Origin of the sequence: Pseudomonas sp. LRP2-20, from assembly GCF_024349685.1 — a bacterium.
Lineage (GTDB): Bacteria > Pseudomonadota > Gammaproteobacteria > Pseudomonadales > Pseudomonadaceae > Aquipseudomonas.
The window spans coordinates 1,766,473-1,779,564 of the sequence record NZ_AP025944.1; the positions used below are offsets into that span (position 1 = coordinate 1,766,473).

Below are 13,092 nucleotides of genomic sequence, written 5' to 3' on the forward strand. Positions count from 1 at the left end.
CTCGTCAAATGGCTTGGCTGCGCCGGGAAGGCGGCAGCAACTGGGCAATGGGGCCGGCGTTGGCGGCAGCGTCGTGCTGGCCGAAGCAGGCGTTGTAGGTGGCAATGATTTCGCCGGCGATGGACACGGCAATCTCGATCGGCAGCTTGCCCTTGACCTCGGGCAGGCCCATCGGGCAACGCATGCGCGCCAGCACGGCATCGTCGTAGCCGCGCTCGCGCAGGCGGTGCTCGAACTTGACCCGTTTGGTCTTCGAGCCAATCAGGCCGAACCAGGTGAAATCGTTGCGCTTGAGAATGGCGGCGGTCAGTTCCAGGTCGAGCTGGTGGTTGTGGGTCATGACGATGCAGTAGCTGCCTGGCGGCAGGTCTGCGACTTCGTCGACCGGTTCCTCACTGACGATCTTGCTCACCCCGTTGGGGATGAATTCGGGGAATTCCTGTTCACGCGAGTCGATCCAGCGCACCCGGCAGGGCAGGGCGGCGAGCAAGGGTACCAGAGCACGGCCGACATGGCCCGCGCCGAACACGGCGATCTGCGCCTGCACCGCAGCCATTGGCTCGAACAGCAGCACGGTGGCACCGCCGCAGCACTGGCCGAGGCTGGCACCGAGGCTGAAGCGCTCCAGGTGCGGGGTGCTGCGGTGTTCTTCGAGCATCTGCCGGGCGATGTGCAGGGCCTTGTATTCCAGGTGGCCGCCGCCGATGGTGTCGAACAGGCCGCTGGCGCTGACGACCATCTTCGAGCCAGCGTTGCGCGGGGTCGAACCGCGCTCCTCGATGATGGTCACCAGCACGCAGGCTTCGCCACGGGACTGGTGGTCGGCGAGGGCGTTGATCCATTGGTGCATGATGCAACCTCTCTATGTTGCGCCGCAGACTCTGTGGGAGCGGGCTTGCCCGCGAACACCGGCAGAGCCGGTGCCATTAACGGTGTTGCCTTCTTCGCGGGCAAGCCCGCTCCCACAGGGTTCCTCGCTGTCAGTGGCTGACGGTTTCCAGTTCCGGTTCAGCAGGTTGCGCTGCTGCCACCGCCTTGCGCATCTGCTCGCAACCCCACAACACCCGCTCCGGTGTCGCCGGCGCGTCTATGTTCGGTTGCACGCGATAGTCGGCGATGCTGGCCACGGCGTCCTTGATTGCGCACCAGGCGGCGATGCCGAGCATGAACGGCGGCTCGCCCACGGCCTTGGAATGGAACACGGTGTCTTCCGGGTTCTTGCGGTTCTCCACCAGCTTCACCCGCATGTCCAGCGGCATGTCGGCCACCGCCGGGATCTTGTAGCTGGCCGGGCCGTTGGTCATCAGCTTGCCCTTGGCGTTCCACACCAGCTCTTCGGTGGTCAGCCAGCCCATGCCCTGGATGAAACCGCCTTCGACCTGGCCAATGTCGATGGCCGGGTTCAGCGAGTCGCCCACGTCATGCAGAATGTCGGCGCGCAACATCTTGTACTCGCCGGTCAGGGTGTCGACGATCACTTCCACGCAGGCAGCGCCGAAGGCGAAGTAGTAGAACGGCCGGCCGCGCGCCTGGTTGCGGTCGTAGTAGATCTTCGGCGTGCGGTAGAAGCCAGTGCTCGACAGCGATACCTGGGCGAAGTAGGCCTGCTGCACCAGGTGCTCGAAGCTGACGATCTGGTCGCGTACGCGCACATGGCCATTGCGGAACTCAACGTCTTCCTCGGTCACCTGATAGTGCCGAGCGGCAAACTCGGTGAGGCGCTTCTTGAGGATCTCGGCGGCGTTCTGGGCAGCCTTGCCGTTCAGGTCGGCACCGCTGGAAGCTGCAGTCGGCGAGGTGTTGGGCACCTTGTCGGTGTTGGTGGCGGTGATCTGGATGCGGCTGAAATCGACCTGGAACACCTGCGCCACCACCTGTGCCACCTTGGTGTTCAGGCCCTGGCCCATCTCGGTGCCGCCGTGGTTCAGGTGAATGCTGCCGTCGGTGTAGATGTGGATCAGCGCCCCGGCCTGGTTGAGGAAGGTGGCGGTGAACGAGATACCGAACTTGACTGGCGTCAGTGCCAGGCCCTTCTTCAGCACCGGGCTGTTGGCGTTGAAGCGGCGGATCGACTCGCGGCGTTCGGCGTAGTCGCTGCTGGCTTCGAGCTCGGCGGTCATTTCCTCGAGCATGTTGTGCTCGACGGTCTGGTAGTAGTGGGTGACGTTGCGCTCGGTCTTGCCGTAGTAGTTGGCCTTGCGCACGGCCAGTGGGTCGCGGCCCAGGTGGCGGGCGATGTGGTCCATCACCTGTTCGATGGCGACCATGCCCTGCGGGCCGCCGAAGCCGCGGTAGGCGGTGTTGGAGGCGGTGTTGGTCTTGCAGCGGTGCCCGTGCACGGTGGCATCGCCCAGGTAATAGGCGTTGTCGGAGTGGAACATGGCGCGGTCGACGATCGAACCGGACAGGTCGGGCGAGTAGCCGCAGTTGCCGGCCAGGTCGAGGTTGATGCCGTGCAGGCGGCCGTCGTCATCGAAACCGACGTCGTACTCCACGTAGAACGGGTGGCGCTTGCCGGTCATGGTCATGTCTTCGACCCGAGGCAGGCGCATCTTGGTCGGCTGGCCGGTCAGGCGCGCGATCACCGCGCACAGGCAGGCCGGGCTTGCCGCCTGGGTTTCCTTGCCGCCGAAGCCGCCGCCCATGCGGCGCATGTCCAGTACCACCTTGTTCATTGGCACGTCGAGCACTTCGGCGACCAGCTTCTGCACTTCGGTGGGGTTCTGCGTGGAGCAGTAGACGATCATGCCGCCGTCCTCGGTGGGCATTACCGAGGAGATCTGGGTTTCCAGGTAGAAGTGCTCCTGGCCGCCGATGTGCAGGGTGCCTTGCAGGCGGTGCGGGGCGCTGGCCAGGGCGGCGGCCGAATCGCCGCGCTGGTGGGTGTGGCTGTCGAGCACGAAGTGCTTCTTGCGCAGCGCATCGACCACGTCCAGCACCGGCTCCAGGTCTTCGTATTCGACAATGGCGGCCATCGCTGCACGGCGTGCGGTATCCAGGTCGCGGGCCGCCACGGCGAGCACCGGCTGGCCGAAGAACTCGACCTTGTCGATGGCCAGCAGCGGGTCGCCGGCGACCACCGGGCCGATGTCCTTCAGTCCTGGGATGTCTTCGTGGGTGATGGCGATGCGCACGCCCTCGAAGGCATAGCACGGCGTGGTGTCGATGCGCAGGATGCGCGCATGGGCGCGGTCTGCGGTACGCGCATAGACGTGCAGCTGGTTGGGGAATTCCAGGCGATCGTCGATGTACAGCGCTTCGCCTGATACATGCTTGTCGGCGCTGTCGTGCTTGACGCTGCGGCCGACACCGGTGGTCAGGTCCTGGCTGAACAGTTCGGCCATCTCGGCCTGGCTCTTGGCTACGTGATGGTTAGACATAGTCGGTCACCCGGGTCTCGATGTAGGGCGTTTGCTGTTCGATGAAGTACTTGCGCAGCAGGTTCTGCGCGGTCAGCAGGCGGTACTCCTTGCTGGCGCGGAAGTCGCTGAGCGGGGTGAAGTCTTCGGCCAGGGCCTGGCAGGCGCGCTCGATGCTGGCCTGGTTCCACGGCTTGCCGCGCAGGGCTGCTTCGCAGGCGCGGGCGCGTTTGGGGGTGGCTGCCATGCCGCCGAAGGCGATCCGCACGCCGCTGACCACACCGTCTTCGATGCTCAGGTTGAAGGCTGCGCACACGGCGGAGATGTCGTCGTCCAGGCGCTTGGACACTTTGTAGGCACGGAAGGCCCAGTCGTTGCTGGCGCGTGGCACGATGATCTTCTCGATGAACTCGCTGTCCTGGCGGGCGGTGATGCGGTAGTCGATGAAGTAGTCTTCCAGCGGCATCACCCGCTGGCGCTCACCCTGGCGCAGCACCACCTGCGCATCCAGGGCAATCAGCAGGGGTGGCGAGTCACCGATCGGCGAGGCATTGCCGATGTTGCCGCCCAGGGTGCCCTGGTTGCGAATCTGCAGCGAGGCGAAGCGGTGCAGCAGGTCGCCGAAGTCCGGGTACTCCTCGTTGAGCGCGCCGTAGCAGTCGGTAAGCGGGGTGGCAGCGCCGATTTCCAGGTGGCTGGCGGTCTTGTCGATGCGCTTGAGTTCGGCAACGTGGCCGACGTAGATCATCACCGGCAGGGTCTTGTGGAACTGGGTGACTTCCAGGGCCAGGTCGGTACCACCGGCCAGCAGGCGGGCTTCGGGGTGCGAGCTGTACAGGTCGGCCAGGTCGGCCACGGTCAGTGGCACCAGGCAGCGCTTGTCGCCGCTGTTGAGTTCGCCAGTCTGGGTGGGGGCGATGGCCTTGAGGCGGGCGATGGTCTGCGCCTGCTGGGCGTCGAACTGGTCGCGGCAAGGCTGGCGGCAGCTCTGCTCGGCGGCGTCGAGGATCGGCCGGTAACCGGTGCAGCGGCACAGGTTGCCGGCCAGGGCTTCCTGAGCCTGATGCAGGTCGGCACCCTGGCTGTTCTTCTGCAAGGCGAACAACGACATGACGAAACCGGGGGTGCAGAAGCCGCATTGCGAACCGTGGCAATCGGCCATGGCCTGTTGCACGCTGTGCAGCTGCCCGTTGTGCTTGAGGCCTTCGACGCTGATCAGTTGCTTGCCGTGCAAAGAGGAAACGAAGGTGAGGCACGAGTTCAGGCTGCGGTAGCGCAGGCTGTCCTCGCCTTGTTCGTTCTGGACAAGCTCGCCGACGACCACGGTGCAGGCACCGCAGTCGCCACTGGCGCAACCTTCCTTGGTGCCGGGTTTGCCCAGGTGCTCGCGCAGGTACTGCAGCACCGTCATGTTCGGGTCCAGGGCATGCTCACTACGCAGCTCCTGGTTGACGAGAAACTGGATCACGGGGATGGCCTCGCAATGGTTTTATTGTTGTTGGGCGGACAATAAGCAGACCTGTCGCAGCGGTCAATAATTTTCTGACTAAAAGGTCAGGAAATTGCGCATATCGACGCCCAGCCGAACGCAGTGCTCATATTACAAGCATAGATCGCGCCGCCTGGCTGGCTGCCTGGCAGGCCAAATAAAGCGCTGCGCCCCTCTGCGCGAGCGCCTGGCAAGTGCGCTACAATCGCTCCCTTGTGCCCAGTTCAATGATTTTGAAGGAAAACCATGACGTTCAAGGCGCCGGACAGCCTCTCCGAGCAGATTGCCGACTACCTGGCCGAACGTATCATCCGCGGCGAGCTTGCGCCCGGTGAGCGGATCCAGGAGCAGAAGGTCACCCAGGCCCTCAGTGTCAGCCGCGGCTCGGTGCGCGAAGCGTTGTTGATCCTCGAACGTCGCCATCTGGTAGCGATCCTGCCGCGACGTGGCGCCCATGTCACCGAGCTGGACGAGCGCAGCGTGCGCAGCCTGTGCACCCTGATGGGCGAGTTCTACATCCTGTTGGGCAATGCCGTGGCACAGAAATGGCGCACCGAAGGCGACCTGAGCACGTTTCTGGACATTCAGCAGCGTCTGCGCCAGGCCCGTGAGCAGCAGGACATCAAGGTGTTCGTCGCCGAAAGTTTCGCAGTGATGCGCGCCGCCTACCGCTTCGCCGACAACCCCTACCTGCAGGAAACCGTGGAAAACCTGCAGCCGGCCATGAGCCGCGCCTACTACCTGGCCCTGGACCAGCGCCAGGCCAACATGGACGACTACCTCGACCTGTTCGCCCGCCTGCTCGAAGCTGTGGTTGCCCGTGACCTGCCGCGCATTCGCGAGGTGCTCACCGCCTATGGCCAGCGCAGCTGCGAACTGGTGCTGGCGGCGCTGGCCCGGGGCTGACTGATGCGCCTGAAGTGCATTCGCCTGGCCGGGTTCAAGTCGTTCGTCGACCCGACCACGGTCAACTTCCCCAGCAACATGGCGGCCGTGGTCGGCCCCAACGGCTGCGGCAAGTCCAACATCATCGATGCGGTACGCTGGGTGATGGGCGAGAGTTCGGCGAAGAACCTCCGCGGCGAGTCGATGACCGATGTCATCTTCAACGGCTCCACCAGCCGCAAGCCGGTGAGCCAGGCCAGCATCGAGCTGGTGTTCGACAACAGCGAAACCACCTTGCTCGGCGAGTACGCCGCCTACGCCGAGATTTCCATCCGCCGCAAGGTCACCCGCGACGGGCAGAACAGCTATTACCTGAACGGCACCAAGTGCCGCCGCCGAGACATCACCGACATTTTCCTCGGCACCGGCCTGGGGCCGCGCAGCTACTCGATCATCGAGCAGGGCATGATCTCCAAGCTGATCGAGGCCAAGCCCGAAGAGCTGCGCAACTTCATCGAAGAGGCGGCCGGCATCTCCAAGTACAAGGAGCGCCGCCGTGAAACCGAAAGCCGCATCCGCCGCACCCAGGAGAACCTGGCGCGGCTGACCGACCTGCGTGAAGAGCTGGAGCGGCAGCTCGAGCGCCTGCACCGCCAGGCCCAGGCTGCCGAGAAGTACCGCGAGTACAAGGCCCAGGAGCGCCAGCTCAAGGCGCGCCTGTCGGCCCTGCGCTGGCGCGACCTGGACGAGCGCGTGCGCCAGCGCGAGGCAGTGATTGGCGATCAGGATGTCGCCCACGAGGCGCTGGTCGCCGAGCAGCGCAATGCCGATGCCAGCATCGAACGCCTGCGTGACGGGCACCATGAGTTGTCCGAGCGTTTCAACCAGGTCCAGGGGCGCTTCTATTCGGTGGCCGGTGATATCGCCCGGGTGGAGCAGAGCATCCAGCACGGCCAGCAGCGCCTGCGCCAGTTGCAGGACGACCTCAAGGAGGCCGAACGCACGCGCCAGGAAACCGAATCGCACCTGGGCCATGACCGCACCCTGCTGGCCACCCTTGGCGAAGAGTTGGCCATGCTCGAGCCTGAGCAGGAGTTGACCCTGGCCGCAGCCGAGGAGTCTGCGGCCACCCTCGAAGAGGCCGAAATGGGCATGCACGGCTGGCAGGAGCAATGGGACAGTTTCAATACCCGCTCCGCCGAGCCGCGGCGCCAGGCCGAAGTGCAGCAAGCGCGTCTGCAGCAGCTGGAAGCCAGTCTGGAGCGCCTGGCCGAGCGCCAACGCAAGCTGGTCGAGGAAGGTGAGCAGTTGGGTGTGGATCCACAGGACGCTTCCCTGCTCGAGCTCTCCGAGCAACTGGCCGGCAGCGAGATGCTGCTCGAAGAATTGCAGTTGTCGGAAGAGCAGGTGGTCGAGCGCCTGGAGAGCGTGCGCGAGCAACTGCAGCAAGCAACCCAGGCCCAGCAACAGCAGCAGGGCGACCTGCAGCGCCTCGGCGGCCGCCTGGCCTCGCTGGAGGCGTTGCAGCAGGCTGCGCTGGAGCCGGGCGCAGGCGCCGCCGACTGGCTGCGCGAACAAGGCCTGGAGCAGCGTCCGCGGCTGGCCGAAGGCCTGCGCGTAGAGCCGGGTTGGGAGCTGGCGGTGGAAACCGTGCTGGGTGCCGACTTGCAGGCCGTGTTGCTGGACGATTTTGCCGGGCTGGATTTCAACGGCCTGGAGCAGGGCGAACTGCGCCTGTTGCTGTCGGCGGCGGGCGGCGAGCGCCAGCCCGGCAGCCTGCTCGACAAGGTCGAAGGGCGTATCGACCTGGCCCCGTGGCTGGCCCAGGTGCAGCCGGTCGATGACCTCGCCGAGGCCCTGGCACGGCGCGCAAGGCTGGGCGAAGGGCAGAGCCTGGTAAGCCGTGATGGATACTGGGTTGGCCGCCATTTCCTGCGCGTCAGCCGGGGTGGCGAGGCCCAGGGTGGCGTGCTGGCCCGTGGCCAGGAAATCGACCGCCTGGGGCAGCAGCAGCTGGAACTTGAGGCCGCGTTGGAGCAACTGGAGCAGAAGCTTCAGGTAACCCGCGAGCAGCAGCTGGAGCTGGAGGAGCAGCGAGAGCAACTGCGCCGCCGCACCCAGGAAGAAAGCCGCCAGCACGGTGAGCTCAAGGCCAGCCTGTCGGCCGGGCGTGCCCGCGCCGAGCAGGTAGAACTGCGTCGCCGCCGCTTGCAGGAAGAGCTGGCCGAGCTCGTGGAGCAGCGAGCCCTGGAGCAGGAGCAATTGGGCGAGGCGCGCCTGGTGCTGCAGGAGGCGCTGGACCTGATGGCTCAGGACACCGAGCAGCGCGAGCAATTGATGGCGCGCCGCGACACCTTGCGCGAAGGCCTTGATCGCATCCGCCAGGAAGCCCGCCAGCACAAGGATCACGCCCACCAGTTGGCGGTGCGCCTGGGTTCGCTGCGCGCTCAGCACGACTCCACCCGCCAGGCCCTGGAGCGTCTGGAGCAGCAGGCCGCACGCCTGAGCGAACGCCAGGAGCAGTTGAGCCTGAACCTGGAAGAGGGGGAGGCGCCGCTCGAAGAACTGCGCCTGAAGCTCGAAGAACTGCTGGAACGGCGCATGAGCGTCGACGAGGAAATGCGCCTGGCGCGGCTGCACATGGACGAAGCTGACCGCGCGCTGCGCGATGCCGAAAAGCGCCGTACCCAGGCCGAACAGCAAGCCCAGTTGCTGCGCGGCCAGCTGGAGCAGATGCGCCTGGAAAACCAGGGGCTGGACATCCGCCGCAAGACCTTGCAGGAACAATTGCTGGCCGACGGCTACGATTTGCAGGGCGTGCTCGCCACCGTCGAGGCCGACGCCAGCGAGCAGGGCACCGAGCAGGAGCTGGAACAGGTCGAAGGCCGCATCCAGCGCCTGGGGGCGATCAACCTGGCGGCCATCGAGGAGTACGAGCAGCAGTCCGAGCGCAAGCGTTACCTGGACGCCCAGGACGCTGACCTGGTCGAGGCCCTGGACACCCTGGAAAACGTCATCCGCAAGATCGACAAGGAAACCCGCAACCGCTTCAAGGATACCTTTGATCAGATAAATGCCGGATTACAGGCACTTTTCCCAAAAGTTTTCGGTGGTGGCAGCGCTTATCTGGAACTGACGGGCGAAGATCTACTCGATACAGGGGTGACGATCATGGCGCGTCCGCCGGGCAAGAAGAACAGCACCATCCATCTGCTGTCCGGTGGCGAGAAAGCACTGACCGCATTGGCGCTGGTGTTTGCCATCTTCAAGTTGAACCCCGCACCGTTCTGCATGCTCGACGAGGTCGATGCGCCGCTGGACGATGCCAACGTCGGGCGGTACGCCCGTTTGGTCAAGGAAATGAGTGAAAGCGTGCAGTTCATCTACATCACCCATAACAAGATTGCCATGGAGATGGCGGACCAATTGATGGGGGTGACCATGCACGAGCCCGGTTGTTCACGTCTTGTTGCAGTTGATGTGGAGGAGGCCCTGGCCATGGTAGACGCCTGATGAGCGAAGATAGGGCGAAAACCGTAGGCAAATGCCCCTGTCATGTGCGACAGACGGTGTAAAGTTGTCTTTGGTCGTGCTAGCTTAATGTCACTCGTTTTTTGCGTGGGTAAAACGCCTGTCAGAACATAGAGTTGGCGCCACGTGTTAAAGGGCTTTGAACCCTTTGTTTTCAAGCATATTTTTATAGAGGCACGGGATTACATGGAAATCGGTCTGCGCGAGTGGCTGATCGTCATCGGCGTCATAGTCATCGCCGGTATTCTTTTCGACGGCTGGCGCCGCATGCGCGGCGGAAAAGGCAAGCTGAAATTCCGTCTGGATCGCAGTTATTCCAACCTGCCGGACGAGGAGGGCAGCGCTGAAGTGCTCGGCCCGTCGCGGGTGCTGGAAACCCAGAAGGAGCCTGAGCTGGACGAAACCGACCTGCCTTCGGTCAGTGCGCCGGCGCGTGAGCGCGAACGTGAGCGTGAAGCAAAGCCGGCCAAGGCCAGCAAGCGTGGCAAGCGTGCGGCCGAAGCGCAGCAGCAGGGCGACCTGAACCTGGCCGCCGAACCGCGCGAGCCTGACCTGTTTGCCGATGCCGACGAAGATTTTGCAGCCGACAACACCCGCAGCAACGGCTTTGCTGCCACCGGTAACGCCGCCAAGGAGCTGCCACCGGTCGAGGAAGTGCTGGTGATCAGCGTGATTTCCCGCGACGAAGGCGGTTTCAAGGGGCCAGCGCTGCTGCAGAACATCCTCGAAAGCGGCCTGCGTTTCGGCGAGATGGATATCTTCCACCGCCACGAAAGCATGGCCGGTCACGGTGAGGTGCTGTTCTCCATGGCCAACGCGGTCAAGCCGGGTATCTTCGACCTGGATGACATCGACCACTTCAGCACCCGTGCCGTGAGCTTCTTCCTCGGCCTGCCTGGCCCGCGTCATCCGAAGCAGGCCTTCGACGTGATGGTGGCGGCAGCGCGCAAGCTGGCCCACGAACTCAATGGCGAACTGAAGGACGATCAGCGCAGCGTGCTGACTGCCCAGACCATCGAGCACTACCGCCAGCGTATCGTCGAGTTCGAGCGCCGTGCGCTGACCCAGAAACGCTGATAGATCCAGACGAAAGAGCAGCCTGTGGGGGTTGCTGGTTGGTTCAGGACTTGCCTTGCCTGTGCCGGCCCATTCGCGGGTAAACCCGCTCCCACAGGTACGGTGCAGGCCTTGAGGCCAGTGCCGTACCTGTGGGAGCGGGTTTACCCGCGAATGGGCCGGCACAGGCAATAAGCGTCTTGAGCCCCGAGCCCCCTCCAGGCTGCTCTTTTTGCTTTGCAAGAGACCCATGACCCATGAACGCCGAAACCCGAATCCACGAACTGCGCGCCGAGCTCGACCAGCACAACTACCGCTACTACGTGCTCGACGAGCCGAGCGTGCCCGACGCCGAATACGACCGCCTGTTCAATGAGCTCAAGGCGCTTGAAGCCGAGCACCCGCATCTGGTGACCCCCGACTCGCCCACCCAGCGTGTCGGCGGCGCTGCCCTGGCAGCCTTCAGTCAGGTGCGCCATGAAGTGCCGATGCTCAGCCTGGGCAACGCCTTCGAGGAGGCCGACCTGCGCGAGTTCGGCCGCCGTGTGGTCGAGGGGCTCGACCAGCCTGGCGCGGTGGACTTCAGCTGCGAGCCTAAACTCGATGGCCTGGCGGTGAGCCTGCTCTATCGTGACGGCCAGTTGGTGCAGGGCGCCACCCGTGGCGATGGCACTACCGGCGAAGACATCAGCGCCAACGTGCGCACCGTGCGCAACATCCCGCTGAAGCTGCAGGGCCAAGGCTGGCCCGCCGTGCTCGAAGTGCGGGGCGAGGTGTACATGAGCAAGGCCGGCTTCGACCGCCTCAATGCCGCCCAGGCCGAGGCCGGTGGCAAGACCTTCGCCAACCCGCGCAACGCCGCTGCTGGCAGCCTGCGCCAGCTGGATTCGAAGATCACTGCCAGCCGCCCGCTGGAATTCTGTTGCTACGGCGTCGGGCAGGTCTCCGAGAGCATCGGCGAAAGCCATATCGGCATCCTCGAGCAGCTCAAGCAGTGGGGTCTGCCGATCAGTCGCGAGCTCAAGCATGCGGCCGGTATCGAAGAGTGCCTGGCCTACTACCGCGACATTGGCGAACGGCGCAACAGCCTGCCGTACGAGATCGACGGCGTGGTGTTCAAGGTCAACAGCCTGGCTGCCCAGCGCGAGCTGGGTTTCCGCGCGCGTGAGCCACGCTGGGCCATTGCCCACAAGTTCCCGGCCATGGAAGAGCTCACCGAGGTGCTGGACGTTGAATTCCAGGTCGGCCGTACCGGTGCGGTCACGCCAGTGGCGCGCCTGAAGCCGGTCAAGGTGGCGGGCGTGACGGTGTCCAACGCCACCCTGCACAACATGGACGAAATCGCCCGGCTGGGGCTGCGCATCGGTGACACGGTGATTATTCGCCGTGCCGGGGACGTGATTCCGCAGGTCATGCAGGTGGTGCTGGAGCGTCGTCCCGAAGATGCCCGTGCGGTGCAGGTGCCGAGCGCATGCCCGGTGTGTGGCTCGCAGGTCGAGCGTACCCAGTTGGTCAAGCGCAGCAAGGGCAAGGAAACCACCAGCGAAGGCGCGGTTTACCGCTGCGTCGGCCGCCTGGCCTGTGCTGCCCAGCTCAAGCAGGCGATCATTCACTATGTTTCGCGCCGCGCCATGGACATCGATGGCCTGGGCGAGAAAAGCGTCGAGCAACTGGTGGATGAAGGGCTGATCAGCTCGCCAGCAGACTTGTACAAGCTAGAGTTCGATCAGGTCGTCGGTCTGGAGGGCTTTGCCGAGGTCTCCAGCAAGAAGCTGCTGGACGCCATCGAGGCCAGCAAGCGCCCAAGCCTGGCGCGCTTCATCTACGCCCTGGGCATTCCGGATGTCGGCGAGGAGACCGCCAAGGTCCTGGCGCGCTCGCTGGGCAGCCTTGCGCGTGTGCAGCAGGCGCTGCCGCAGGTGTTGACCTACCTGCCGGACATCGGCCTGGAAGTCGCCTACGAGATCCACAACTTCTTCGAGGACGAGCACAACCGCAAGGTCATCGAGCAGTTGCTGGCCAGTGGCATGCAACTGCAGGATGAGGGCGAGCTGGCTGCAGAGTTCGCCGCCAGCACGACCCTTGCTGGCATGATCGCCAAGCTGGACATTCCCTCGGTCGGCCCGACCGGAGCCGAGAAGCTGGTAGCCAAGCTCGACAGCCTGGACAAGATCATCGCGGCTGACGGCATCGACCTGCGCCAGGCGCTGGCGGCAAAACAGGCCGAAGCGGTGCGCGAGTTCTTCAAGGACGAGGCCAACCAGCAGTTGGCCCGTGCTATCGAGGTGCAGCTGCTGGCCTTTGGCATGCACTGGAGCAGTGAGAAGAAGGTTGCCGAAGGCCTGCCGCTGGCTGGTCAGACCTGGGTGCTGACAGGGTCCCTGGAGCGCTTCAGTCGGGACATCGCCAAGGAGAAGCTGGAGGGCCTGGGTGCCAAGGTGGCCGGCTCCGTTTCTGGCAAGACTCACTGTGTGGTCGCTGGACCTGGCGCCGGCTCGAAGCTGGCCAAGGCCAGTGAGCTGGGCGTGAAGGTACTGGATGAAGAGGCTTTCGTAGCCTTCCTGGCGGAGCAGGGCATCAGCGTTTGATGGCTTGACACAATCCCTGTGGGAGCGGGCCAGATTCTGGAAACTGAGCAAGACAGTTGCTCCTACAACGGCCTCTTTTGCCCACGCTGGCCACTGCAGCCCAGACAAGTCATTGAGAAATGATGACTTTTTCTTGCTCAGAGGTTGTATCTTCGCCCCAGACCGGTACAATGGCGCGGCTCGC

7 protein-coding genes are annotated in these 13,092 nt (G+C 64.4%); 4 read left to right on the top strand and 3 right to left on the bottom strand.

From position 1 onward, the window contains the following. Positions 1 to 4: 4 nt before the first annotated feature. From xdhC to xdhA, 3 genes are all read right to left on the bottom strand, one after another. The gene (gene xdhC / locus OCX61_RS07735) at positions 5 to 850 is read right to left on the bottom strand and encodes a xanthine dehydrogenase accessory protein XdhC (RefSeq protein ID WP_261943275.1); all 846 of its coding nucleotides are present in this window, start codon (positions 848 to 850) and stop codon (positions 5 to 7) included. Positions 851 to 980: 130 nt separating this feature from the next. After that, on the bottom strand, positions 981 to 3,380 hold the full coding sequence (gene xdhB / locus OCX61_RS07740) for a xanthine dehydrogenase molybdopterin binding subunit (protein ID WP_261943276.1): 2,400 nt from the start codon (positions 3,378 to 3,380) through the stop codon (positions 981 to 983). Further along, on the bottom strand, positions 3,373 to 4,827 hold the full coding sequence (gene xdhA / locus OCX61_RS07745; RefSeq protein WP_261943277.1) for a xanthine dehydrogenase small subunit: 1,455 nt from the start codon (positions 4,825 to 4,827) through the stop codon (positions 3,373 to 3,375). Before xdhA ends, xdhB begins: the two co-directional genes overlap by 8 nt. 267 nt (positions 4,828 to 5,094) lie before the next feature. Between xdhA and OCX61_RS07750 the strand changes: the two genes are divergently transcribed. From OCX61_RS07750 to ligA, 4 genes are all read left to right on the top strand, one after another. Beyond that, on the top strand, positions 5,095 to 5,754 hold the full coding sequence (locus tag OCX61_RS07750) for a GntR family transcriptional regulator (protein WP_261943278.1): 660 nt from the start codon (positions 5,095 to 5,097) through the stop codon (positions 5,752 to 5,754). Between the two features lie 3 nt (positions 5,755 to 5,757). Next, the gene (gene smc, locus OCX61_RS07755) at positions 5,758 to 9,246 is read left to right on the top strand and encodes a chromosome segregation protein SMC (protein ID WP_261943279.1); all 3,489 of its coding nucleotides are present in this window, start codon (positions 5,758 to 5,760) and stop codon (positions 9,244 to 9,246) included. Positions 9,247 to 9,450: 204 nt separating this feature from the next. Continuing rightward, on the top strand, positions 9,451 to 10,341 hold the full coding sequence (gene zipA / locus OCX61_RS07760; protein ID WP_261943280.1) for a cell division protein ZipA: 891 nt from the start codon (positions 9,451 to 9,453) through the stop codon (positions 10,339 to 10,341). 236 nt (positions 10,342 to 10,577) lie between these two features. Next, the gene (ligA, locus tag OCX61_RS07765) at positions 10,578 to 12,908 is read left to right on the top strand and encodes an NAD-dependent DNA ligase LigA (protein WP_261943281.1); all 2,331 of its coding nucleotides are present in this window, start codon (positions 10,578 to 10,580) and stop codon (positions 12,906 to 12,908) included. Positions 12,909 to 13,092 lie beyond the last annotated feature (184 nt).